Source organism: Peribacillus sp. FSL E2-0218 (assembly GCF_037992945.1).
GTDB classification, from domain to species: Bacteria; Bacillota; Bacilli; order Bacillales; family DSM-1321; genus Peribacillus; species Peribacillus simplex_B.
In genome coordinates, this window is record NZ_CP150304.1 from 1,028,488 (window position 1) to 1,052,849 (window position 24,362).

The 24,362-nt window shown below is 40.3% G+C and carries 22 protein-coding genes and 1 riboswitch; of the genes, 14 read left to right on the top strand and 8 right to left on the bottom strand.

Annotated elements, in window-relative coordinates; translation table 11 throughout:
* Window positions 1-49: 49 nt before the first annotated feature.
* From MHI53_RS04930 to MHI53_RS04955, 6 genes are all read left to right on the top strand, one after another.
* Complete coding sequence (locus MHI53_RS04930) at window positions 50-634, top strand: sugar transferase (protein WP_061143297.1); 585 nt, start codon at window positions 50-52, stop codon at window positions 632-634.
* Between the two features lie 91 nt (window positions 635-725).
* Entirely contained in the window at window positions 726-1,349 is a 624-nt protein-coding gene (locus MHI53_RS04935; protein ID WP_061143296.1) for an acetyltransferase, read from the top strand.
* A 12-nt stretch (window positions 1,350-1,361) separates the two neighbouring features.
* Window positions 1,362-2,522, top strand: a complete 1,161-nt coding sequence (locus MHI53_RS04940) for an aminotransferase class I/II-fold pyridoxal phosphate-dependent enzyme (protein ID WP_061143295.1) — start codon at window positions 1,362-1,364, stop codon at window positions 2,520-2,522.
* Window positions 2,523-2,613: 91 nt separating this feature from the next.
* Complete coding sequence (locus MHI53_RS04945; protein ID WP_155645531.1) at window positions 2,614-2,787, top strand: hypothetical protein; 174 nt, start codon at window positions 2,614-2,616, stop codon at window positions 2,785-2,787.
* 91 nt (window positions 2,788-2,878) lie between these two features.
* The gene (locus MHI53_RS04950) at window positions 2,879-3,079 is read left to right on the top strand and encodes a hypothetical protein (protein WP_061143294.1); all 201 of its coding nucleotides are present in this window, start codon (window positions 2,879-2,881) and stop codon (window positions 3,077-3,079) included.
* A gap of 751 nt (window positions 3,080-3,830) precedes the next feature.
* On the top strand, window positions 3,831-5,327 hold the full coding sequence (locus MHI53_RS04955; RefSeq protein ID WP_061143293.1) for a helix-turn-helix domain-containing protein: 1,497 nt from the start codon (window positions 3,831-3,833) through the stop codon (window positions 5,325-5,327).
* Window positions 5,328-5,855: 528 nt separating this feature from the next.
* Here MHI53_RS04955 and MHI53_RS04960 read toward each other — a convergent pair.
* The 6 genes from MHI53_RS04960 to MHI53_RS04985 form a co-directional block, all read right to left on the bottom strand.
* On the bottom strand, window positions 5,856-7,082 hold the full coding sequence (locus MHI53_RS04960) for an MFS transporter (RefSeq protein ID WP_340372908.1): 1,227 nt from the start codon (window positions 7,080-7,082) through the stop codon (window positions 5,856-5,858).
* A 15-nt stretch (window positions 7,083-7,097) separates the two neighbouring features.
* Window positions 7,098-7,775, bottom strand: coding sequence for a FadR/GntR family transcriptional regulator (locus tag MHI53_RS04965; protein WP_340372909.1), 678 nt, complete (start codon window positions 7,773-7,775; stop codon window positions 7,098-7,100).
* A 137-nt stretch (window positions 7,776-7,912) separates the two neighbouring features.
* On the bottom strand, window positions 7,913-8,074 hold the full coding sequence (locus MHI53_RS04970) for a hypothetical protein (protein WP_340373727.1): 162 nt from the start codon (window positions 8,072-8,074) through the stop codon (window positions 7,913-7,915).
* A 266-nt stretch (window positions 8,075-8,340) separates the two neighbouring features.
* Window positions 8,341-8,511, bottom strand: coding sequence for a hypothetical protein (locus MHI53_RS04975; protein WP_155645529.1), 171 nt, complete (start codon window positions 8,509-8,511; stop codon window positions 8,341-8,343).
* Between the two features lie 510 nt (window positions 8,512-9,021).
* The gene (locus tag MHI53_RS04980) at window positions 9,022-10,380 is read right to left on the bottom strand and encodes an IS1182 family transposase (RefSeq protein ID WP_340372910.1); all 1,359 of its coding nucleotides are present in this window, start codon (window positions 10,378-10,380) and stop codon (window positions 9,022-9,024) included.
* Window positions 10,381-10,729: 349 nt separating this feature from the next.
* A complete protein-coding gene (locus MHI53_RS04985) occupies window positions 10,730-10,870 on the bottom strand; it encodes a hypothetical protein (RefSeq protein WP_155645528.1) in 141 nt (46 codons plus the stop codon).
* Between the two features lie 157 nt (window positions 10,871-11,027).
* Window positions 11,028-11,171, top strand: a riboswitch (cyclic di-AMP (ydaO/yuaA leader).
* Between the two features lie 140 nt (window positions 11,172-11,311).
* Between MHI53_RS04985 and MHI53_RS04990 the strand changes: the two genes are divergently transcribed.
* From MHI53_RS04990 to MHI53_RS05010, 5 genes are all read left to right on the top strand, one after another.
* The gene (locus tag MHI53_RS04990; RefSeq protein WP_061143290.1) at window positions 11,312-13,138 is read left to right on the top strand and encodes an APC family permease; all 1,827 of its coding nucleotides are present in this window, start codon (window positions 11,312-11,314) and stop codon (window positions 13,136-13,138) included.
* 341 nt (window positions 13,139-13,479) lie between these two features.
* The gene (locus MHI53_RS04995) at window positions 13,480-14,334 is read left to right on the top strand and encodes a RhaT/GlcU family sugar-proton symporter (protein WP_061143289.1); all 855 of its coding nucleotides are present in this window, start codon (window positions 13,480-13,482) and stop codon (window positions 14,332-14,334) included.
* 15 nt (window positions 14,335-14,349) lie between these two features.
* Window positions 14,350-15,135 carry an SDR family oxidoreductase gene (locus MHI53_RS05000; protein WP_061143288.1) on the top strand — a complete coding sequence of 262 codons (786 nt, stop codon included), beginning with the start codon at window positions 14,350-14,352 and terminating at the stop codon, window positions 15,133-15,135.
* Between the two features lie 300 nt (window positions 15,136-15,435).
* The gene (locus MHI53_RS05005; RefSeq protein WP_340372911.1) at window positions 15,436-15,969 is read left to right on the top strand and encodes a hypothetical protein; all 534 of its coding nucleotides are present in this window, start codon (window positions 15,436-15,438) and stop codon (window positions 15,967-15,969) included.
* A 514-nt stretch (window positions 15,970-16,483) separates the two neighbouring features.
* On the top strand, window positions 16,484-17,272 hold the full coding sequence (locus MHI53_RS05010) for a hypothetical protein (RefSeq protein WP_340372912.1): 789 nt from the start codon (window positions 16,484-16,486) through the stop codon (window positions 17,270-17,272).
* Between the two features lie 323 nt (window positions 17,273-17,595).
* Here MHI53_RS05010 and MHI53_RS05015 read toward each other — a convergent pair whose 3' ends face one another.
* Both MHI53_RS05015 and MHI53_RS05020 read right to left on the bottom strand, forming a co-directional pair.
* Window positions 17,596-18,141, bottom strand: coding sequence for an NAD(P)H-dependent oxidoreductase (locus MHI53_RS05015; protein WP_061143285.1), 546 nt, complete (start codon window positions 18,139-18,141; stop codon window positions 17,596-17,598).
* Between the two features lie 108 nt (window positions 18,142-18,249).
* Window positions 18,250-20,625 (bottom strand): family 10 glycosylhydrolase, encoded by a 2,376-nt coding sequence (locus tag MHI53_RS05020; protein ID WP_340372913.1) that lies wholly within the window; start codon window positions 20,623-20,625, stop codon window positions 18,250-18,252.
* Window positions 20,626-21,134: 509 nt separating this feature from the next.
* On the opposite strand from MHI53_RS05020, the gene MHI53_RS05025 reads away from it, so the two are divergent.
* The 3 genes from MHI53_RS05025 (at window position 21,135) to MHI53_RS05035 (ending at window position 24,312) form a co-directional block, all read left to right on the top strand.
* Window positions 21,135-22,463, top strand: coding sequence for an ABC transporter substrate-binding protein (locus tag MHI53_RS05025; RefSeq protein WP_340372914.1), 1,329 nt, complete (start codon window positions 21,135-21,137; stop codon window positions 22,461-22,463).
* A 63-nt stretch (window positions 22,464-22,526) separates the two neighbouring features.
* Entirely contained in the window at window positions 22,527-23,468 is a 942-nt protein-coding gene (locus MHI53_RS05030; RefSeq protein WP_061143282.1) for a sugar ABC transporter permease, read from the top strand.
* Window positions 23,469-23,487: 19 nt separating this feature from the next.
* Window positions 23,488-24,312 (top strand): carbohydrate ABC transporter permease, encoded by an 825-nt coding sequence (locus MHI53_RS05035; RefSeq protein ID WP_061143281.1) that lies wholly within the window; start codon window positions 23,488-23,490, stop codon window positions 24,310-24,312.
* The last annotated feature ends 50 nt before the right edge of the window (window positions 24,313-24,362 follow it).

Here is a 24,362-nt window from a genome sequence, read left to right on the forward strand (position 1 = left end):
TCCTATTAAACAATATCCTAGCTAGGCATGAAGAAATAGGGAGGAAAAAATGAAAAGGTCTTTCGAGTTATTGATATCTAGTCTGGCGATCCTTTCGTGTTCGCTGCCCATGCTGCTCATCTTCATCCTTATCCGCTTAAAATTGGGCTCACCCGTAATATTTAAGCAGCAGCGTCCAGGTCTTAATGGCATTCCATTTGATCTATATAAATTCAGGACGATGACAGATGAAAAGGACGAGGATGGGAATTTAATTTCCGACGAAAAGAGGTTGACTAATTTTGGCAGATTTCTTAGGAGACTAAGTTTGGACGAACTACCGCAATTAATAAATATCATCAAGGGAGATATCAGTTTTGTAGGGCCTAGGCCGCTATTGATGGAATATATCCCGTTATATACCCCAGAACAAGCAAAGAGGCATGATGTCCGTCCAGGAATGACAGGGTGGGCCCAAGTAAATGGCCGCAATGCGATATCATGGGAGAAAAAATTTGAGCTTGATGTTTGGTACGTCGAAAATCAATCCTTCTTGTTGGATATGAAAATCATATATCTTACTTTGATCAAGGTATGTAAACAAGAGGCCATTACGCAAGAGGGTCATGTCACGACCCGCAAGTTCGTTGGGTGAAAGGTTCATGCTAAAAACCAACCACGGGGTTCCTAAATGTTTTTCCGCTTAAGGAACCGCTAAACTTTAAAGATATGAGAAGTGATATGAATTGAAGAAAATCGTTATTATCGGAGCAGGAGGACATTCAAAAGTAGTCCAAGACATCATCCGAGCTCTGGATGGACATCGGCTCATGGCCATATTGGATGATGAATTTAAAGTGTTGAAAAAAAAGGGGGAACTGTATTTCGGTCCGATCTCAAGCTTCAAGGACTTGTTCATCCATTTTGAATGTAAGTTAATTATTGCAATAGGCAAGAACGATATAAGAATGAAACTCGTGAACGAACTGAATTTGGATCCAATGGATTACGAGACGGTCATTCACCCGACAGCTGTCATAGGTCAAGATGTCATGATTGGCAGTGGAACGGTCATCATGCCCAATGTCGTTTTGAATGCAGGGGCAAAAGTCGGGAACCAGGTTATCCTTAACACCTCCTCAGTCATAGAACATGATGCACATCTAAAGGATTTTGTTCATATAGCGCCAAATGCAACGGTTACGGGGGCTGTAAGGATAGGAACTGGAACCTTGTTAGGTGCGGGAGCCGCGGTGATACCAAGCATCAAGATCGGTGAATGGTGTACGGTTGGTGCCGGTTCGACTGTTATTGAAGACATGCAAGATGAATTAACTGCCGTGGGTTCACCAGCAAGGATCACTAACTAAGGAGGGGATGGAATGGTGCAAAAAAGAGTTTTTCTTTCACCGCCTCATATGAGTGGGAATGAGCAATATTATGTTGAACAAGCCTTCGAGACGAATTGGATTGCACCTCTAGGGCCGAACGTAAAGGCTTTGGAAGAAGGCTTTGCGCAATATGCCGGCACTAATGGGGCATTGGCGGTAAGCTCCGGTACCTCCGCAATCCATTTGGCCCTGAAAGTATTGGGAGTAAGCAGGGGAGATACCGTATTTTGTTCTTCCTTTACTTTCATAGCAAGTGCGAATCCAATTGTTTACCAAGGAGCGGAACCAGTCTTCATTGATTCTGAATTCGATACATGGAATATGTCTCCTCAAGCATTGGAAATAGCATTGGATACAGCCAAGAAGAAACGCAGGATTCCTAAAGCGGTCATTTTAGTCCATCTGTTTGGTCAAAGTGCAAAGGTGGAGGAAATTCAGAGCATTTGCAGGAAATATAAGGTTGCCTTGATCGAGGACGCAGCTGAATCGCTTGGAAGCACTTTTAAGGGAAAACAAACGGGATCGTTCGGTGATATGGGAATTTATTCGTTAAACGGAAATAAGATCATTACAGCATCTGGAGGTGGGATGCTCGTTTCTGATAATGAAGATTATTTGGATAAAGCACTTTTTCTATCCACTCAGGCGCGTGATCCGGCCATTCACTATGAACATAGCTCGGTAGGCTATAATTATCGCCTGAGTAACATATTAGCTGGAGTCGGCCGGGCCCAATTGGAAGTGTTGGACGATCGTGTCAGCGCACGAAGAGGAGTTTTTGATCGGTATCAAAAGTCATTGGGAGCTATACCAGGAATCGCATTCATGCCTGAGTTGAAGGATACGAGGGGGAACCGCTGGCTTACGGCAGTAATCATAGATGAAAAAGTTACCGGTACACGGCCGATTGATATCATCCATGCACTGGAAGCGGAAAATATAGAATCAAGACCGTTGTGGAAACCCTTGCACTTACAGCCTATCTTTAAAGGTTCAGCATTTTTCACCGCCGCGGACGATATCGGTGTTTCAAGCAGGTTATTTGAACAAGGTCTTTGCCTGCCATCCGGCTCCGCCATGACAAAAGAAGACCAGGATCGTATAGCGGCGATTGTAAAGGAAATTGCAGCACCATCCAAAATGACCCAATGAGATTTCGGACTAAGCCATATATCAAGATATAAAAGTCCCGGAACAATCAGGAAAGAACCTTCCTTACCAAATAAAAGGAGGCATGCCGGATATGAGAATGACGTTTAAAAAGATTTATCGAGATATTGACAAATTGGTGTATCTTTCAAGTAAACAAAAGGGTTTATATGGAAGAGAGATAGAAAGTACAAGAAAAAGGTTAGTGGAAAATATAAAAGCGATAGAACTTCATTCCATTGTAGTAAATAATGAAGATTCCGCATGAATATTTTTAATCTTCCCCTTCCAAAAATGGAATTGAGCCTCATTTCATTTTTGGAAGGCTGTTTTATTCTGCAATAGAAACGAGGGCGCTTATGAAGATTGGTGATAAGGTGATCTATAAATCAAGACAATATAAAATTATTTACATCTATGGAAATGATTTAACAGCCGAGCTTCTTTCACTTGACGGTAAGCATGGAAAGTTTGAATTAGCCCCTATATCTCATTTGCAAAAGGTCGATCTGCAGTCTGTAAAGATTCTCCCTAAGAGATTGGTCCATTACGAATATTGATGGGCGTTGTATTTTCCAGTAAGAAAGCCATGGAGGTGAAACGCCGCTATGACCAGACTGTATGGGAGATAACCCTCCGCAGTCTTTTTCTTTCCGGAAATTCGAGAACTGATCACGCATCAGGAAAGTGTCATGATAAAGCGGTCTTTCCAACGATCATAAATGTGGCATATCCAGGAAGTTGCAGATGGAGTAGTGTTTTTTAGGGAAACTCCATCTGCGTTTTCTTTTATCATTTCTGCAAACCGGTGTTTTTATTTTGTGAAGACCGTAACTGTGTAAATAAGTGGAGACCTCAAAATAGTGATGCTAAAGTAATAGGCTTGTGTCTAAAATGAAATACATTGTTTCAATTTTGGAATACTAATGCTTGTTTGTTGTGTATTTCATTTTTTGAAAGATAAGATAACTATCTTCTTGATTACCTGCTCCTTTACTTTGCTTATACTAGGCCATTATTGATGTAACAAGGAGATCTTTGTCCTATGAAGCGGGAACAATCCAATAGGATAATGTAAACTTAAGTGTTTTTTTTGAAATTTTAATGAACGGGTAAAGACTTGTCAAGTTTCAATATTTGAATTTCATGTGTTGCATATGAAACGACATCAGGTAGAAAATGTGATAAATTTGGGTTGTAAGTAGTGAGTATGTTAATTTTTTTTATGATGAAGGGAGTTTTGGTACTTAAGTACCTGTGTCGAAAGCTTGTTTAGTAGATATGAAAATTAGTAAAGTTAAAGGTGATAGTATGAATCGATTTAATGATCGTTATTCAGAACTTATGTATCATTTATTTTATGAAGATACCTGGTGCAGTTTAAACGAGCTCTCAAAAAAAACAGGTTATTCAAAAAGTACATTATGGAGGGATTTATTACATACTGGTTCAACACTTCCGCCAGAATGGAAAATTGAAAAAAATGAAGTTCAAGGTGTAAGACTAATTAAACCGAAAAACGGTACCATAGAAGAGCTTTGGTTTCATCTTAAAAGTGAAAATACCTATTTTCAAACCTTGGAATTAATTCTTCTTAATAATGGAGTGACCATAAATTACATTACACAACATGTTCATATCAGCCGTTCCACAGTGTACAGGCAGCTTGAGAAGATAGAAGAAGTAGTGAAAAGTGCCGGAGTTCAATTAACTTATAGTCCGTATAAAATCGTTGGTGATGAAAAAAAGATCAGGCGCTTCATTATGCAGTATGTTGAGTATATGTCAGGGAACTTAAATGAATTCATTACATCCTTCGATCTTAAAGAGTTTCAAGAACAAGTATTGAAGCTTTTGAAGGAGCATAGGACCTCCTTACATATGGGGGCAATCCAAAGATTGGCGATAATCCTTCATATCTCTAACATTCGCATAGCCCATAGTTGCTTTGTAACCATCCCGCAAGCGGTTATCGATGAAAACGAAGGATCGAGAGTGTTTGAAATATCAAAGAAATTATTCAACTTCATGGAAAAAATCCCGAATAGGGAGACACAAATTCAAGAAATATTCTTTTTTTCTTTATATTTAATGAGTGAAGAAATGTCTTTAAATCGTACACAGGAACTCCGGTACATACGTTCCAAGCTTAATTCGGACAGTGGCAGGCCTTTAAATCATTTTCTTGATAATTTATCAAAAGAAATTGGCTTGGATGTTTCCCAGGACGACATCTTCATGTACCAATTTGCGCAAACACTTCGCGGAATCACTTTTGATTTGATATTAAAGACAGATACGAGAATAAATAATATCTTGCAATTCGTTCCGTATTTCGAAAAAAACCCTCTATTTGGGATGATTGGAAAAATAGCAGAAGATATTTCGAGAAAGTTCTCTATATATTTTGAAGATATCGAAATTTTGGAAATATTCATGTTGGTCCAAGCTTCTATATTAAGGAAAAAAAATCAGATGGTTATCGAAGCGGCTTTAGTTTGCCGTTCATATGTCGAGAAAGATTATATTCGTGAAGTCTTAAAACATCATTTTGGAAACCGGCTGAATATCTATGTAATGGACTTTTCTGATATAGATTCACTCTTTAGAAAAAATGGATTCGATATATTAATAACTACTGACTTAGGGCAATTGATTAATATAGAGCACATTCCAATATACAAAGTGTCATCATTTCCAACACCTTCCGAATTAAAAGAAATCAAGATATTTACCAGAAAGAATTTTATTGATAGGTATGGTTTAAACCCCAATATCTTATACCCTTTTGAAGATGACATTGTTTGACCTAGTGAAATTTTTTCATGTTTGAATCGGTCCGTTCCCAAACGTGATTCAAAAAAATCAAGCATGATGCCTTACCTCGTTAACGCAATGAGCCAAGATCTTCTACTTTCTGCCTCTAAATATGAAAAGTTTATAAATTACAGTATGCTACGAATAGACTACCTCGTCAGTTCATTCAGATCATTACTTTGTTCACTCAAGATGGTTAATGAGTCATCTTGCTTTGCTGACAGAAGTTTTAAGGCGAATACAATCCACCATAAATTCATGGCCATTTAGAGGATGCCTGTAGCTACTTCCTAACACAAAACACAAAATCAAAATCACAAACGAAAATTGCTGACTTTCTGGTACTCTTTCAGGATACTACTTTGGTAGCTGAAAAAATGAATGATCGAGCTAGAGGTGTGCCCCTACAGGAACACGGCCATCCTTCAGTTTAGTTTTGGTGGAAAGCATCTTGCCACAGTGAATACCTAACTAAAGAAAATGATCCCAATATTATACTGGGATCATTTTTTTATGTAGTTAATGAGCTGTTACATATTCATTTTTCCCTGCACGCATCCCAACGATGAAAATTAGGGCAGATATGATCACTAGCATTAATAATGGAATGGTCCAGCTATGTGTCATGTCATGCAGCCAGCCGAATAACACGGGTCCAACGGCAGCTAGGAGGTACCCGAATGATTGGGCCATACCTGACAATTCCGTCGCTTCATGGGTACTTCGTGTGCGCAGACTAAAAAACATCATCGATAAGCTGAATATGGTTCCGACTCCAATCCCAATCAGCATCATGCATACCGGGATCAATAGCTCGCTTCCATATAGGATGCCGAAAATCCCCGCAACAAGGAAGACGGCAGGCGGGACCACCAATATACGCTGGCTCTGGAGACGCCCGGCTAAAATCGGCACAATGAAGGTGATGGGAATGACGGCAAGCTGCATGATGGATAGCATCCAGCCGGCTTCATCGGCGTTAAGCCCTTTTTGCTCGAGGATTTCAGGCATCCAGGTTATGACTGTATAGAAGATGAAGGATTGTAAGCCCATGAAAAACGTAATTTGCCATGCTAACCCTGAACGCCACAGATTCGTGTTTTTTTGTTTGTTAACGGTTTGTACGTTTCTTTCCCCTTTAAATGGCCGTCTTAATTGCGGCATCCAGAAGAAAATGGTGATGAGCGATAGGATGCCCCAGCATCCGAGGGCACCAGCCCAACCCATGCTCGATGAAGATGCAATGGGGATACTGATGCCGGATGCCATGGCCCCGCATAAATTCATGGAAACGGCATAAACTCCGGTCATCAAACCGATATTTCTTGCAAAGTTATGCTTGATCAGGCTAGGTAACAAAACATTGCCAATTGCGATGGCAAGCCCGATTAAAATCGTTCCGATGAACAATGTCGGGACACCGCCAAGTGAGCGTATTGCAATTCCGACCGTTAATAATATCAAAGATGCAAATAAGGTGAGCTCCATCCCGAAACGCCGGGCTATCCTAGGTGCAAATGGAGATAATAAAGCGAAAGAGAGCAAAGGCAAAGTCGTTAAAGAACCAGATAGTGCATTGGTGATTCCCAATGCATCGCGGATCGATGTTACAAGGGGACCGACTGATGTAAGGGGAGCCCTTAGATTGGCTGCGAGTAGGATAATTCCGATGATGAGCAGTCCAAGTTTGGTATTACTATTCAGTTTGTTTTGTTCTAGCTGATTTACCGCTTGTTGCATGGCCATAATATTCCTCCGTACTTAGTCTATGAATTTTTTGAAATGTGCAATGTATCCATTCACCGAATCGATTGCCCGCTCCACATCCTGGTCGATGATGGCTTCAACTAGATTGCAATGGATGCTTAAGTGTAAATTCGCATCAGGACTCATCCCAGCGATTTGATGGATCGAATCATGCAAGGAATCCTCCATATGTTCGTACAAGTCAATCAATAAGCCATTATGTGAGGAAGCCATGATCGTTTTATGCAACTGTATATCCGCTTCCTCATATGCCTTGAGGTCTTTGGCTTCTGCCGCTTTGCTGCAGGCTGTTAGGTGCAGCCGTAATTTTTCGATATCTTCTTGATCGCGTCTAGCAGCGGCCAATTGGGCTCCTTGCCTTTCAAGGGCATGACGCACCTCTAACGTTTCAAATAAACTTGATCGTTGGATCCTTCTTTGAAATGCGGCGCCCAAGGCACTTGCTGATTTGACGAATGTTCCTTTTCCTTGTTGCGTAATTAAAAGTCCTGCATAAACAAGAGATCGTATCGCTTCTCTTAATGTATTTCTGCTTACATCGAATTGTTTGATCAAATCCATTTCAGGCGGAATCTGACTTCCAATCTCCCATTCGCCGGATTCGATTAATGTCTCGATTTGGGAAACGACCTGTTCGACAAGTGATAAACGATTTGCTTTGGATATGGACAACAAATACACCTCAAATTTGTAGGATGATTGGTTCATTGGATATTTTAACATATGTATGGTGAAAATATAATAAAAAGGCAGGATTATCAGGATAAAATCTTCGGGAATTTCAATTTTTGGGGATAAGTGGATAATATTTAGAAGCCCTGAATTTCATTCGGGGCTTCTAAATAGGCTATCACGACACTTGGACCGGCCATATTCAATGAATCGGAACTTCCCTTGAAGATCCCTGTTCCAATCAGTCCGACCAAGGCCATAAACTGGACATGCCTTGGCAAATGATGCGTCTTTTCCATTTGATAAAGGCCCTTCCATGGTTATGTATACAAACCAATCTTTTTTAATTGAACGCTTTAAGTGCTAAAAAACTATATTAATATATCATGATTCGTAAAAAAGTAAATTTATTCCACTCAGGCAACTTTATTATGTGGAATTCTTATCTGTAATTAAACATCTTTTGATGGGACGCGTGTGTATGCTGAATAATAAAAACCGGCCTTTAATAGGTCGGTTCAGATCGTATCTATGAAGAATGATGGGGGCAGTTAATGCCATGAGATCATTCAAACTTATCTATAGGAGCGGAAAGCGACTGTCTGTTTTCAGTTTCTTGCACAGTCTCAACATCCTTTTGAAATTCTAAAAATCCGGTGTATACTTGCGCGGCCATCCCTAGATATGGCAATTCTGTGTGAATGATACCCATTCTGGGTGAATGATGCATATACATTTTTCATCCCTCCTTTTGAAATTAAGATAACCCTAAAAGTAAGGACGTCAATAAGTCTTCCCATTGGGTTTCATCAACCCAAACATTAAGCCCCAGGGACGGAAGGAGTGAAAAAGTGGACTACGGTATGGACCTGGTGGGAAATTGGCGGGGGGAATATGGATACGCTGGCTTGTCATCTAAGGCTAACGCACCTATAAGCCCATGAAGTGGAAAAAACATGCTTACCTTATTCAAGACTTAAATCAAGTAGTATCATCATTGCTGTTTAAGGTTAGTTTCTTGCTGCTTTTGGTGATGACTACTTTATCATTCTATGAGGATAAGCTAAAACGGTTTGGACGAGTCGTCAAAGAAAGGCAGGGCAGCCAAAAAAACTCCGGTTGAATTAACCGGAGTTTCAGTTTGTAGACAAAAGGGGTTCGGAATTAAAAAATTCCGAACCCCTTTTGAAATTCCTTTGAAATTTTGACCAAAGGTTACGAGATTTGGGCTCTTCGAGCCACTATGTTAAGCCGTTTTAGGACCTTGCCATGTCCAAGTGGCCATCTTCTTTACATTCATGGCAGCGAAAGTAAGCATCGCCTGCATCGACAATTTTTTAAGTCCCCTTAAAGTAGTCCAACGCATACCATGCTTTTCTTTTGCATCTGCGAATACACGCTCAATCGTTTCTTTGCGTTTCGCATATATAGGTTTTACCTCTTGATGATGACGCAGATGATCTGCTTCTTCCACATATGCTTGCCAGATATGCCGTGTCACTACTTTTTGATGGTCTTTGCTTTCCGTACACCGTGATAAAAATGAGCATGTTGCACAAATTTGTTTGGGCGATTTGTACTCGCGATAGCCCTCTTTATTTGTTGTTGAGTACTTTAAAGTTTCTCCCGAAGGGCAAAGGTAACAATCAAAGTGTTCATCGTAAACATAGTCATGTTTGCGAAAGAATCCTTCTTTTGTACGAGGACGTGTATAGGGTAAAGCAGGTGTGATTTCTTTGTTAAATAGGTAGCTTGTAATCGCTGGTGTTTTATAAGCTGCATCTGCGGCAACTGCTTCTGGTTTTCCAACTTTCTCAATCACTTGCTCAACAAGTGGCTCCAAAATATGACTGTCATGTGTATTACCAGGTGTTACAATCGTTCCCAATACAAAACCGTTGCCGTCTGCGGCCGCATGGAATGAATAGGCAAACTGTTTTGTTCGTTCATCTTTCACATAGTAGCCACTCTCAGGATCCGTAGTACTTTCTTTAATTGCTTTGGTTTCTTCCTTATCAAATTTATCTGGTGGAAAAGGCTTCTTTCCATGGTTTTCACGATCTTGATTGATTTCTTCTTGAAGACGTCCTTGATACGCTCGTGTTTCTTTACGAACGATTTTCTTTTCAAATTTCCGTTTATTCGCACTGGCTTTCACATGTGTGGAATTCACGAAAACGTGTTCTACACTTATTAACTTTTTATTAGCAGCTGTCATTAAAATGCGACAGAAAATCTGTTCAAACAGGTCTGTATCTTTAAAGCGTCGCTCATAATTTTTTCCGAACGTAGAGAAATGAGGTACTTTATCATGGAAACCATAGCCTAAGAACCAACGGTAAGCCATATTGGTTTCAACTTCTTCAATCGTTTTACGCATGGAACGAATACCGAAGGTATATTGAATGAAAGTCAGTTTAACTAAAATAACTGGATCAATACTTGGGCGTCCTACCTCTGAGTACATATCTTTCACCAAGTCATAAATGAAAGTGAAGTCAATGGCAGCCTCCATTTTACGAACCAAATGGTTCGGTGGCACCAGTTGATCTAAAGTAATCATTTCAAGTTGATCTCGCTGAATAGAATCATGTTTAGAAAGCATCCTCATCACCTCAAGTTTTAATCCTTCAATTTTAAAACAAAAATGACTCCAGTCAAAAGTGTTCTATCTAAAAGGTAAGACAAAGTTGATTGGAACGGAAGGTACGAGACTCCTGCGGGAAAAGCGCGTCTAGGGGAGACCCCGCAGGCAAAGCCGAGGAGGCTCCCCGACCGCCCGCGGAAAGCGAGTGCCTGGAGTGGAAATCAACGTCTAAATTGTACAGGCCATAAAAATAGACAAACTCGATTTTCATCGAGTTTGTCTACAGTCTGAAACTCCGGTTGAATTAACCGGAGTTTTTTTATAGCGCTATGGATAAGTACGAAACATCCAGTAGGATAGGGGAAATTCAGCTTCTTTCTTCATCGTCCGGATGCTGGAGGTGATGCTTATTTTCATTTAGGGGCCCGCCAAATTGTTCATTGATTTCTTTAACCACTTCATCTAAAAATTCATCCGATAGGATCGGTTTCATTGTATTTTTAGCCATACGAATCACGGTCATCCTTTCTGAATTTGCTGGGCTTGGATCTCGTAGGAAGCATAGATTATCAACATAACCTTAGTTGCAAAAAAATATTCTTTTTACAAGGAAAATTTTCATTTACTTTTCCAGTTCACGGGAGTATGATAATCAACAGTTTCATATTTCTAAATCGCTTAAACCATTTGGTGCGGGGGACCCGTTATAGGGATTATTGTATAATCCAAGGGGTGAATCCTTCCAAGGTAGGGCTACTCTTAGGTCCGAATCCGACAGCTAACCTCGTAAGCGTTATATGAGAAGGAAGGTGGAGCTTGTTAGACAAAAAAATTGATGTCTGCAGGTCTATTTAGTTATGACTTGCAGGCATTTTTATTTTTTTCTGTTTTTTTGCTTTAGCAGGGTAACCTAAACTTATTACTAAAAAACATGGCGGGTGAATTTTTGATGTTATCATCAATAAAGAGGTTCTTGATAGGAAGACCCTTAAAATCAAATGCACTGGGTGATCAAAAGCTTAACAAAACAAAAGCGTTGGCCATTCTATCTTCTGATGCTCTGTCCTCAGTCGCATATGGTCCGGAACAAATATTGATCGTCTTGATCACGGTTGGTGCTGCGGCATTTTGGTATTCCATACCGATTGCCATCGGGGTCTTGATCCTGTTAACGGCGCTTATCTTGTCCTATAGGCAAATCATTTTTGCTTACCCGCATGGCGGAGGCGCCTATGTCGTTTCAAAAAACAATTTGGGCATAAATCCAGGGCTGATCGCTGGCGGATCCTTATTGGTGGATTATATATTGACGGTGGCCGTGAGCGTTTCTGCAGGCACGGATGCCATCACGTCCGCTTTTCCCAGCCTGCATGCTTATAATGTCGGCATTGCCATCATTTTTGTGATCCTGCTTACCATCCTTAACTTAAGAGGGGTGACAGAGTCGGCTTCTGTATTGGCCTATCCTGTCTATCTGTTCGTTTTAGCATTATTCATCCTGATTGGGGTGGGACTATACAAAATCCTGACTGGGGATGTCTCACCTGAATTGCATGCTTCGATCGGAACCCCAGTCGCGGGCATCAGTTTATTCATCCTGCTGAGGGCATTTGCATCAGGCAGCTCCGCCTTGACCGGCGTCGAAGCGATTTCCAATGCAATCCCCAACTTTAAAGATCCAGCACCGAATAATGCAGCCAAAACCTTAATAGCGATGGGCTCGTTACTAGCTGTCTTATTTACGGGGATTGTATTTTTGGCCTATTATTTAAGCATTGTTCCAAGCGCAGAAGTAACGGTGGTATCCCAAATCGCCGAAGAAATATTTGGACGGAATTTCATGTATTTCTTCATTCAAGGCACGACGGCATTGATCCTGATTCTTGCTGCCAATACGGGGTATTCCGCTTTCCCGTTGCTAGCGGTCAATTTAGCCAAGGATAAGTTCATTCCAAGGATGTTTACGATAAGGGGAGACCGCCTAGGTTATTCCAATGGAATCATCATCCTTGGACTTGCATCGATTATCCTGATCGTCGCTTTTGGAGGGCATACCGAGAATCTCATTCCCCTTTATGCAGTAGGTGTTTTCATTCCATTCACCTTGTCGCAGTCGGGGATGATGGTTAAATGGATCCGGGAAAAGCCAAAAGGCTGGATCGTGAAGTTAACGATTAATTCCATTGGGGCAATGATTAGCTTTATTGTCACGATCATTTTCTTTTTAACAAAATTCGTTCATGTATGGCCTGTTTTGATCTTCCTGCCGATCATCATTTTCATGTTCCATCGCATAAGGAGACATTATGATGCGGTAGGCGATCAATTGCGCATCACTACCTGTGAGCAGACCCTGCCCATCCAAGGAAATGTTATCATCGTTCCTGTTGCCGGTATCACTCATGTAGTTGAGAATTCCTTGAATTATGCCAAGTCCCTTTCGGCAGATCAAATCATTGCCGTATACATCTCCTTTGAAAGGGAAGATGAAAAGAAATTCGAAGAAAAATGGAAGAAATGGCAGCCTGATATCAGGCTTGTCACGCTTCATTCCTACTACCGGAGCATCATTCAGCCCTTGACTAAATTTGTGGATACGGTTGAGCATAAGGCCAGTGAATCCAATTATCAAGTAACCGTGATCATCCCCCAATTCATTCCGAAGAAGGGCTGGCACAACATTCTCCATAACCAATCTAGTTTACTGATTCGTGCGTATTTACTTTATAGAAGGAATGTAGTGGTTACGACCGTTCCGTATCATTTGAAGAAATAATTGTCATATCATGATAGAAGCAACCCAACTCAGGGTTGCTTCTTACTTTTTGTCTGCAGTTTTTTTTTGCACTTCATTCAAAAAAATAAAAACTGCCCTTATAAACAGTTATTTCTCCGAAAAACAGAGATATATCAATGAAAACTGCATTTATATCTCCGAAAATAGAGATATATCAATGAAAACTGCACTTATATCTCCGAAAAAGATATCGATCCCTATCGATTAATGACCAAACTAAAAATTACCAAGGCTCAATTCACGGAGTGAGAACATATTAAGAAAAAGACTAAGTGAAATTTTCCTGCTTTAGTTTGGACATACATATATGGGGGTTGAAGATGGATATAGTATTAGCGCTCTTGCCGGCAGTGTTTTGGGGAAGCATCGTTTTATTTAATGTGAAGCTGGGAGGCGGACCTTATAGTCAGACACTGGGAACAACGATCGGGGCCTTGATATTCTCAATCGGCGTTTATATTTTTGCCGATATCAAGCTTTCCCTTTTGGTATTTGGCGTCGGCGTCGTGTCTGGTCTGTTTTGGGCGGTTGGACAAGCCAATCAGCTAAAGAGCATCGATTTAATGGGGGTCTCCAAAACGATGCCGATATCAACTGGGTTGCAGCTCATTTCGACCACGTTATTCGGGGTCATCGTTTTCCATGAGTGGTCGACGATGAAGGCGGTCATTTTAGGCGTTTTGGCACTAGTTTTCATCATTATCGGAATTGTCCTGACCTCTTTGGAAGATAAAGAATCAAAAGAGGGGAAATCGGGAAACTTGAAAAAAGGAATCATGATTCTCCTCATCTCCACCTTCGGTTACTTGGTTTATGTGGTCGTGGCCCGGCTCTTTGATGTAGATGGCTGGTCAGCACTATTCCCTCAAGCGATAGGGATGGTGATAGGTGGACTATTATTGACGTTTAAACATAAACCGTTTAACAAATATGCCATTCGAAATATCATTCCCGGATTGATATGGGCTGCTGGAAACATGTTTTTATTCATTTCCCAGCCTCGAGTGGGAGTCGCTACAAGTTTTTCGCTGTCACAAATGGGCATTGTCATCTCGACGCTAGGCGGAATCATCATATTGCGCGAGAAGAAAACGAAACACCAACTAATTGGAATCGTTATCGGAATAATATTGATCATCATAGCAGGGGTCATGCTTGGATTGGCAAAAAGTTAATTGGAGGGTGATGGAATGTATAAGGATTTAGAAGGCAAGGTCGTTGTGATAACAGGCTCGTCAACTGGTTTGGGGAAAGCGATGGCCATTCGCTTTGCTCAGGAAAAGGCAAAGGTCGTGGTTAATTATCGCTCGAAACCGGAGGAAGCGGATAGTGTATTGGAAGAAATAAAAGCAGACGGCGGGGAAGCGATAGCAGTGAAAGGGGATGTCACCGTTGAAGGTGATGTAATTAATCTTGTTGAATCAGCAGTAAAGAAGTTCGGAAAGCTTGATGTATTCATCAATAATGCAGGAATAGAAAATCCCGTTCCATCTCATGAGATGCCGTTAAGCGATTGGAATAGGGTGATAAACACCAATTTGACCGGCAACTTCCTCGGCTGCCGTGAAGCAATCAAATATTATGTCGAGAATGATGTAAAAGGCAATGTGATAAACATGTCCAGTGTACATGAAATGATTCCATGGCCTCTATTCGTTCACTATGCAGCAAGCAAGGGAGGCGTAAAATTGCTTACGGAAACCTTGGCCCTTGAATATGCGCCAAAAGGAATTCGGGTCAACAGCATAGGTCCAGGTGCCATCGCCACGCCAATAAATGCAGAAAAACTGGAAGATCCCGAAAAGAAAAAAGACCTCGAAAGCATGATTCCGATGGGGTACATCGGAAAGCCAGAGGAAATTGCCGCTGTTGCTGTATGGCTGGCTTCCTCCGAATCCAGTTATGTAACGGGCATCACGTTGTTCGCCGATGGCGGGATGACAAAATATCCTTCGTTCCAAGCTGGAAGAGGATAAAACAAGCGCCAACAGCAAATACTCAACAGATGGTTTCGGAATGATACCTATTCCGGAACCTTTTTATCCTTCAATATTCTTGAAAGCGCCTTGCATACGTTGGAATTTCTAATTTATAAAAGGTACGTGAGCTTCAATGCTCAAAGGAGAGTATCCGTGCAAGCCTTTAGCTTTCCAGAACTCTTTTTACTTGTTAAATAAAGTTAATATTAAATTACAAATTTATTAATCTTCTATTAATAGAATGTTAATGATTACCATATAAACTAAATATTGAATATAGATAGGGAGGAAATAAAAATGAAAAAAATATTCGTAGCTTTACCAGTCATGACCATGTTAGTATCGGGGTTTACTTACAGCACCACAGATGCAAGGAGTGCAGTAGGCCATCTAACAGATAATCCAGAATCCAATCTCACTTCAGAAGTAAAACCGGAAGAGGAACCAAAACAGGAAGAAGTAGTTAAAAACAATAATGGGAGTGCAGTAGGCCATCTGCCAAGTAATCCAGAATCAAATACCACTTCAGAAGTTAAACCGGAAGAGGAACCAAAACAGGAAGAAGTAGCTGAAGATAAAGTAACTGTTAATAACCTTAAAGCTGGAAATAACGTCACAATTGAAGGTAATACAATGGAGATGGCCCCCTATTATGAAATATATGTAAATGAAAAGCCGGTTATATTTACTGTAAAAGATAAAGTTAACCCTAAAGTATATTCAACAAAAGTTTCAAATTTAAATAAAGGAGATATTGTAACAGTTTATGCCAGTTATATGGATGCAACTAGCCGGTACGTCCATGGTTCTGTTACAACTATAGTGCAATAAGTTACTAAAACACCCAAAAACATGGAACCTCATCTAGTGATGTTTTTCTTTGGGCAAGAGTTTTGCATTACGCATAAAGAAGAAATAAAGTGGGAGGCAATTAAGAATGAAAAAAGATAGGAACCAAGTACTATTTTGATAAAAGCTTAATTGGAATCCAAAAAAGTACCGGGAGATCCAAAGGAGTTGGAGCCGAAGGTGGTTGTAAAGGTAGTAGAAAGAAGCTATTGAGCTGGGTAAACCAGAAGGATTGATGCTTCACAGTGATCAAGGATCAGTTTATATTTCGTATGCTTTATTAGAACTTAGCTCAAGAAGCAGGGCATCGAATCCTTTCATTCGTCTTCCTCTCTAAAGCCTTCGGAAGGAGTCAACGCTCAAAGGAAAGTATCATTGCAAGCTTTCAACTTTCCGGAACTCTTTTAACTTGTTAAATAAAGTTCATGATAAATGACAAGATTATTAATGATTACCATATAAACTAAATATTGAATATGAATAAGGGGGAATTAAAATGAAAAAAATATTCGTAGCTTTACCAGTAGTGACCATGTTAGTATCGGGGTTTGCTTACAGCACCGCAGATGCAAGGAGTGCAGTAGGATACCTGCCAAATGATCCAGATTCAAATCCCACTTCAGGAATTAAACCGGAAGAGAAACCAAAACAGGAGGAAGTGGCTGAGAACAATAACGGAAGTGCAATAGGCCATCTGCCAGATGATCCAGACTCAAATCCCACTCCTGAATCTAGTCCTTCAGTCCATAGTAAAATTACTATTCTAGAAGCATATGCAGGAGAAAATACAATAAAAGTTGAACATCCAGCGGAAGATCTAACTCTCAACTTTTACCGTAATGACAAATATGAAGGATCAGCTAATATCTATTATTTCTATTATAAAGCTTGGGGTAATAGAGCAAGTTTCACTTATCCAGGCGAAGGATTAAAGCCAGGCGATATTTTGCGAGTGGATACAAAAGATTCGTCCGGCCAAGTAACTAAAGGAAAAGAATTCAGTGTAAGTGATATGAGTAGACCTGAAGATAAAGTAACTGTTAATAACCTTAAAGCTGGAAACAGCGTCACCATTGAAGGTGAAACAATGGAGATAGCCTCGACTTATGACATATATGTAAATGGGAAGTGGGTTACTACCGTCAAAAAAAATAAATACTCCCCGGATGTATATTCAGTACAAGTTCCAAATTTAAATAAAGGGGATATTGTCACAGTTTTAGCCAAAGATATTAGTGAATCCGGCCAATATACTCATGGTTCTGTCACAACAACCGTGCAATAAGTTACCAAAAATACTAAAAACATAGAACTCTTCAGACAAAATTAATACTGGAAAATTTAATGTAGGCAAACTTGAACTGGCCCGTAAATGTTAGACTTTTACCTAACGTTTACGGGGTGTTTTTTTGGCTTATTTTACAGCAATATTTATCTCATACCTTACCTAGACTTCAATTCTAAAGTAGTGCAAATTCCAACTCACTCCATGTATCGATATAAGCATTCAGGCAAAGGTAAACTACCTGTCCCCAATATATGGGAGGCAGGTAAGTTTAGGTGTTTTTTCTAATTCTCAAAATAAACGGTTATCTTATTTGAAATTCCTCAACGAGTATGATGATTATACCAGTCTATGAAGTTATCTACGACGGTATCGATGAATTGGACAGTCGATTCGTGTGTAAGGCTTCCGTCACTGTCGATCTTATCATGCACGGCTCCTACATACACTTCATTTCCTGGTAGGAGTGGTGAGGAGATACCTAGTGCGAATAAGATATCACGTAAATGCAGTTGGGCTTTAACCGTTCCTAGCTGCCCCATTGACGCACCCATGATCCATGATGGTTTGCCAATCAAGACTTTATCCACACGTGATAACCAATCGATGGCATTGCCCAATACGCCGGGAATCGTCCCATTGTATTCAGGTGTTACCCAAAGAACTGCGTCTGCATCGGCCACTTTGCCTTTGAACTCTTTCACGACGGCAGGAGGATCGTTTTCAATATCTTGATCATAAAAAGGCAAATCACGAATGTTTAAGATTTCGAGATCGAACCGATCTTGATATCTTGTTTGAATATATTTGGCAAGCTTTAGGTTATAAGACTCTTTACGAATACTTCCCACTATTGCGACAACTTTCATCTGCATTACCTCCACGTGTTAATTTGTCATGGATACCCATGTTAATATGTTCCTCTTACTCATTATAAGTGGATTTCCAATGAAAGGGAAAAAAGATGCTTATACGCTTCAATTTGAAGGATTTTGATGGTTCAATGAGTAGTCCATCCATTCTTTTGCTTCTCCGAGTTGTTTTTTTATCCTATCTCCTACAACTGGTTTAAGCTTATTTTTGTCCATTAACTTATCGATTAGTTCCATGACTGAATTGAACTCTTTATCCATGTGTTCTGGATTTTTATCAATGGCTTTATTTAATCGATTGAGAGATTGTTTTAAAGCCTTACCTTCTTTTTTATCGAGAGCTCCTTGCTCCAAATATACGTCACTTATTTGTCTTTCGATTTCTGTTAATACGGTTTGAGCAGCCAAAATCGGTTCTTCGCCAGGGTTTAGAGCCTTTTCACGCCACGGTCCTTTCCCTAATGCATCAACTGAAGGGGCACTGGCTTGTCCGAAAGCGAACATATTCGCTCCAGACGTACCATGTTTTGCAGATAGGACATCATCCACATTCATCATTTCATCAAGGTGATGGTAGAAAGAATATATTCCCGTATAGTACATCGTCCCATCAGGCATTAGCTCTTTGCTGTCTTGAACGGTTTTTTGAATACTATTGAAGTCATGCCCATACGCCTGTGGGATGACACCATCTATATCATCTTTCCAATCGCTGATCAATACCGCTTCTGGCCCTGGTTCAGGTGTTGCTGTCATCATGAATTTCTGGTTAATATCTTTAGATTGATCATGCAACTTCTCAACGAATTCATTTTCTTTTGTACGCAACCAAGTTGTCCAATCTTCCCATTGTTCTGGGTTTGTCGCTGGGTTGAGGGTGAATGGATCACTACCAGTCCGTTCCTTATACAAAGCACGAACTTTTGTGCTAAAGCCGTAGCTTTTCTCGAAATCATGATGCGGATAGCGCATATAATCTATATTCAAACCTTTTATATCGTAGTTTAGCTGCATTTCCTTGTATATGGCTAGCATGAATTTCTGTACTTCTGGTTGTGCGATATCCAACCAATAGTATTTGCTTGATGTATCAGGGAGTGGTTCTCCTGTATTGTTTTGTCGTTGGACGGCTGCCCATTCAGGGTGGTTTTTAAATGCTGGGGGAGTTCCTAAGCTGCTTTCACCGACCATAAAGCCATCTGTCCATGCTTGAACCGTAAGCCCTCGCTTTCTTCCTTCTTTCACATAGGCAGCTAACAAATCGTTACCATAACGACCGTATTCGCCATTCTGAAACCTTGGGTGCTGTCCTGGCATACCATACTGCTCCATCACTTTACTCGGATAAATCGTATAGCCATGGAATGTAGTTTCAAGATAGACTGAATTGAAACCCGCCTCTTCCATACGGTCAAGTACTTGTTTGACTCCCTCAAGTGTCGTTTCCTCCGGACGATACCAAATGGCGCGTTGTTCCGCTACATTCGATGGCAAAGAATAATAGTAGGCGTCATAAACAGACTGGGTCGCTTGCCGTGTGAGGTCAAGTGCTTTAACGGGGTCTCTTTCTTTTATAGTCTCTGCTTCAATTAATAGTTTTTCAGAATTGGAGATCGACTTCTTCGCTTTATTCATAGCAACATCCAAATAAATAGTTTTGGATTTTTCCATAGATGCTTTAGCTTGTTTAATGGCTTGCTTACTTTGATATGCATAACTATCAACATCTTGAATGATTTTTACAGAGCCATTTTCATCTACAGTGACTTTAGAGCCTATAATCGAATGGGATGTAAGCCATTTCGCTGCTATCCCATGTCCGCTCACAACATATCCGTTTGCCGGAATCCGGGAACCTCCGCCTCCTAATTTCGTAACGAACCCATTTTCAACGGTAATCTCGTAACCATATGCATTGGTTTTAGTTGTTTCTCCAAAAGATGGGTGATATACAATCAATTGATCAGGGCCTCTAAATCCATCGAATGGTGCTCCGGCTGGATTGGATGCCGCTGTAGGGTCGATTGCATTAGCGACTTTTTCTTCCTTCTTCACGACAGGTTCCAATAAGGTAACTGTTTCTCCGCTTTCTAATTGTGATAGGAAGGAATCTATCTCGGCAGTTGTCTTAGCACCGGTTGAAAGAACAAGGCCATTCCGGGGAATCGGGCTATCACCATCGGTCTTAGCTTTCACCCGATATGTATTTAATCCCTTCTTTTCAAGGATGACTTCTTTACTGCCTTTCTTTGTTTCCGTGTAATAGCTGAAGGTGTCATTAAAAACGATCAATTTGTTTTCGTTGGCAAGTTGGTTCGTCCCGCCAATGATCATGTGATCCCCAGAATGATCCTTGATGGTCAATATATCGACAGAAGTGCTTGGATGTTGGGCTGTAACGCTGCTCCCCGATCCGAAAGATGATAAAACTAGGCTTGAAGCAAAAATAGAGCTATTGATCACTCTCAATTTTCTACTCATAATATGTGCTCCTTTTCGTTTTATTGGTTACCCTGCTGTAGTTAGTTCTAGGTGGACAAACGGATGAAAGGCAAAGTGGGTATCATAGGCGGAATTATAAGAAAACGCTTTCAAGGAAACTATAAACAAAGTTTACATATTTAACAACTGGATTTTTAAATAATTTTTCTTTTATTCATTTTTATGAAATTAATTTTCATTAATGAAAAAACGTTCAAGGGAGGGGCAATCATCCACATTGCATTACTTGGTGAATAACAGCCTTTAAATAACAGGCCAGTTTGATGCGGACTCTGCGAAGTGTAAGTATAGTTTTGAGATGGTCTTCGATACAAAAGGCTTGGACCGAATTAAACGAGGGATTCAATAAGAAAGATCAAAATGAAAATTATTTTCAATATTTATAAATTTTAAAAATTAATTTTCGAAAACCGTTGAAATGGAATTAATTCTCTTTTATTATTATTGATAAGAAAACGTTTTCAAGTAGATTAAAAGGGGGACTGGAAATGGGAAAACAGATTAATAAGGTCGTTACTGGTACTTTGGCGGCTGCACTTTCAATGAGTTTATTGGCAGGGTGTAATAAGGAAGGGGCCGAGAAGACGAGCACATCGAAATCTGGAGAGTTGAGCGGTGAGGTAACATTATGGACGGCATCATTGGCAGGGGAGCCATTTGATACATATTTTGATGAGCTTGAGAAAAAATTTGAAAAGCTTCATCCTGATTTGGATGTCACGATAGAGGACATTCCCCAAAATGAAATGGAACAAAAAGTACTAACATCGCTTACGGGTAAAGATGTTCCGGATGTGGTCAACTTAAATCCACACTATATGTCTAATATTGCAGCTCAAGGCGGTTTATTGGACTTAACGGATATGGTAAGCGATAAAACGAAAAATTCGTTCGTAGAAGGCCCATACAAATCAGGTATATATGAAGATAAGTTGTACGCATTGCCATGGTATTTAACGACAACAATTTCTTGGTATAACGGAGATCATTTCGACCAAGCAGGAATTGAAGATTTGCCGACAACGATAAAAGGCATCTATGATACGGCAAAGGCTATAACGGACAAAACAGGAAAACCTTCTTATTATCCAGTAATCAATGACGGAAATACGATTATGGAAAAAATGGTTTCCCTTTCAAACGGAAAATCGATGGTGAAAGATGGAAAAGCAGTGTTTGAAACTAACAAAGACATTATCGACTATTTCACCTATACACAAAAGATGTATAAGGAAGGATTAATTCCTCAAGAAACAGCGGAAGGATCGTTAAAAACGGGCCAAGAGCTGTTCATGGCGGGTAATACATCATTCCTGGAAGGTGGCGTAACGTTTTTAGGACCAATAGAATCTGGTGCGCCAGACGTATATAAAGCATCCAAAGCCGGTCAACCGTTAGAGTCTGAAAGTGCACCAGTGAACGTTGCGGTCATGAACTTCGCAGTACCGGCAAAAACAAAAAACAAAGAAGCGGCTGTTGCACTGGCTGAATTTGTTACCAATGCAGAGAACCAATTGGAATTTTCGAAAACGGCAGGAACAGTATTACCTGCTACGAAAGATTCTTTAGAGGATGATTACTTTAAAAATCCTGGGGAATCACCGAAGGCACTTGGTATGCTGCAGGCATCGGAGTCTTTAGAGCGTGCAAAGGTACTAATTCCACCAACGGAAAGTAGCGCTGAATTACGTGAATCGACTAAGAATATTTTTGTTAAAAACTTACAAGGCAAGCTAACACCTGAAGAAGCTGTCAAACAACTATCATCAGAATGGAATAAAGCATTTGAAAAGTCAGATGAAAAAGTGACATTTTAATGAAGGGAAAAGCGGATAGCTTTGTAAAAAAAGCTATCTTCTTTTTTAAAAGGAGAGAGAAACATGAGCAGGGGACCTGTTGTACTTCCAAATGCTAAAGTGAAAGTCGGCACGCAAAAGAAAAGTAGACTAAGTATGCGACATGTGGCACCGTGGTTCTTTTTAATACCATCACTTTTAATTTTGGGAACATTCCTCATCATACCCATCTTAGAAGCCTTTCAATGGAGTTTATTGGACTATAAAATCATTGCGGGTACGGGTGAATTCGTTGGATTAAGTAACTTTAAAGAGATTTTTACGGATGCTAATTTTTGGATGGCGTTATTGAACACGTTCATTTTCTTAATCATCGTGCTGCCACTGAATGTCTTTTTACCGATGATTTTGGCGGTGTTGGTGAACCAAAAGATCAGGGGCGTTTCCACGTTCCGCATTCTCTACTATTTGCCCGTTGTAACACCAATGGTTGTAGCGGCATTGATGTGGAAAATGCTGTACTCACAAAGTGGAATCATTTCAGGGATTTTAGTTAAGCTAGGTCTCTTTGATTCTCCAACAAACCTACTCATTCAATCTTCCACAGCGTTATTCGCAGTATCGATGATCACGGTTTGGAAAGGGCTTGGATATTATATGATCATCTATTTAGCAGGTCTGCAATCCATCCCAAAGGATGTGTATGAATCTGCCAGTATCGATGGTGCTTCCGTTTTCCAACAATTTAGGAACATTACCATTCCCATGCTTGCACCGTCTGTTACATTGGTATCTGTCATGACAATCATCGCCGGTATGAAGGTGTTTGAAGAAATTGCCTTAACCACAGGTGGCGGGCCTTCTGGTGCGACGACCACTCTTGTTATGTATATATACAAAAAATTCATGAATTTAGATGTCAGCATCGCTTCGGCAGCAGGAATAGTCTTATTAGTTCTCGCTATTGGGGCATCCTTACTTCAAATGAAATTAACTAGTAGCCGCGAAGATGATTTAAGAGCGTAAATAGATAGGAGAGAACATGATGAAATCGAAGCGATTCAATCAAAGAATGTGGCTCTATACTCTAATGATCTTTATCACGATTCTCACTGTAGGTCCTTTTTTGATTACCTTGTTCATGTCATTAAAAGCAGCAAATGAAGGGATTTACAGCAGTATACTTCCAGCTTCCCCTACTCTAGAAAACTTCGTAACCGCTTTTGATAAAGCCAATTTCGGTAGGTACTTTTTAAACACCCTGGTGGTAACGGTAATAGCGATTCCACTAAATTTGTTATTTTGCAGTTTGGCTGCCTACCCGCTAGCACGTATGGACTTTAGGGGGAGAAGTGTTGTGTTGGCAATAATCATTTCCACGATGATGGTGCCTTTTCAACTGTATATGGCGCCTTTATTCCAACTTGCCGGTAGCCTTGGCTTACAAAATACACATATTGGCTTGGTCGTCATGCAAGTATCAACGGCCTTTGGTATATTCTTGATGCGCCAAGCCTTTTTAAGAATCCCAAAAGAGCTTGAAGAGTCAGCCTATCTGGACGGTGCGAATAAATTTAAAGTGTGGTATTTAGTTGCCTTACCACTAGTGAAACCTACTTTGGTTACACTGGCCATCTTCACCTTCATGGGTACGTGGGGGGATTATTTATGGCCGTTGCTTAATTCCACGGAAAGCAGCATGTATACCCTGTCGATTGGTTTAGCTCAGCTTTCACAAAATTTCGATGGCTCAAATCTAAAGTTAATAAGTGCGGCTTCGATATTAACGACAATTCCTACTTTATTAATTTTTATCTGGCTGCAAAAATACTTTATTTCCGGGGCAACGGACGGTGCGGTAAAGGGATAATTGTAATGATTTAATAGGTAAATTGATGCTGAACTGTCTAAAAAAAACGA

Excerpts from the sequence above, each read along its gene's own strand:
- MHI53_RS04985 (WP_155645528.1), bottom strand. The coding sequence starts at position 10,870 with ATGGCTAAAAATACAATGAAACCGATCCTATCGGATGAATTTTTAGAT.
- MHI53_RS05005 (WP_340372911.1), top strand. The coding sequence starts at position 15,436 with ATGAAAAAAATATTCGTAGCTTTACCAGTCATGACCATGTTAGTATCG.
- MHI53_RS05015 (WP_061143285.1), bottom strand. The coding sequence starts at position 18,141 with ATGAAAGTTGTCGCAATAGTGGGAAGTATTCGTAAAGAGTCTTATAAC.
- MHI53_RS04955 (WP_061143293.1), top strand. The coding sequence starts at position 3,831 with ATGAATCGATTTAATGATCGTTATTCAGAACTTATGTATCATTTATTT.
- MHI53_RS04980 (WP_340372910.1), bottom strand. The coding sequence starts at position 10,380 with ATGCTTTCTAAACATGATTCTATTCAGCGAGATCAACTTGAAATGATT.
- MHI53_RS04990 (WP_061143290.1), top strand. The coding sequence starts at position 11,312 with ATGTTATCATCAATAAAGAGGTTCTTGATAGGAAGACCCTTAAAATCA.
- MHI53_RS04930 (WP_061143297.1), top strand. The coding sequence starts at position 50 with ATGAAAAGGTCTTTCGAGTTATTGATATCTAGTCTGGCGATCCTTTCG.
- MHI53_RS04995 (WP_061143289.1), top strand. The coding sequence starts at position 13,480 with ATGGATATAGTATTAGCGCTCTTGCCGGCAGTGTTTTGGGGAAGCATC.
- MHI53_RS04950 (WP_061143294.1), top strand. The coding sequence starts at position 2,879 with ATGAAGATTGGTGATAAGGTGATCTATAAATCAAGACAATATAAAATT.
- MHI53_RS04970 (WP_340373727.1), bottom strand. The coding sequence starts at position 8,074 with ATGGAAAAGACGCATCATTTGCCAAGGCATGTCCAGTTTATGGCCTTG.
- MHI53_RS05010 (WP_340372912.1), top strand. The coding sequence starts at position 16,484 with ATGAAAAAAATATTCGTAGCTTTACCAGTAGTGACCATGTTAGTATCG.
- MHI53_RS05025 (WP_340372914.1), top strand. The coding sequence starts at position 21,135 with ATGGGAAAACAGATTAATAAGGTCGTTACTGGTACTTTGGCGGCTGCA.
- MHI53_RS04975 (WP_155645529.1), bottom strand. The coding sequence starts at position 8,511 with ATGTATATGCATCATTCACCCAGAATGGGTATCATTCACACAGAATTG.
- MHI53_RS04940 (WP_061143295.1), top strand. The coding sequence starts at position 1,362 with ATGGTGCAAAAAAGAGTTTTTCTTTCACCGCCTCATATGAGTGGGAAT.
- MHI53_RS05000 (WP_061143288.1), top strand. The coding sequence starts at position 14,350 with ATGTATAAGGATTTAGAAGGCAAGGTCGTTGTGATAACAGGCTCGTCA.
- MHI53_RS04945 (WP_155645531.1), top strand. The coding sequence starts at position 2,614 with ATGAGAATGACGTTTAAAAAGATTTATCGAGATATTGACAAATTGGTG.
- MHI53_RS04960 (WP_340372908.1), bottom strand. The coding sequence starts at position 7,082 with ATGGCCATGCAACAAGCGGTAAATCAGCTAGAACAAAACAAACTGAAT.
- MHI53_RS05020 (WP_340372913.1), bottom strand. The coding sequence starts at position 20,625 with ATGAGTAGAAAATTGAGAGTGATCAATAGCTCTATTTTTGCTTCAAGC.
- MHI53_RS05035 (WP_061143281.1), top strand. The coding sequence starts at position 23,488 with ATGAAATCGAAGCGATTCAATCAAAGAATGTGGCTCTATACTCTAATG.
- MHI53_RS05030 (WP_061143282.1), top strand. The coding sequence starts at position 22,527 with ATGAGCAGGGGACCTGTTGTACTTCCAAATGCTAAAGTGAAAGTCGGC.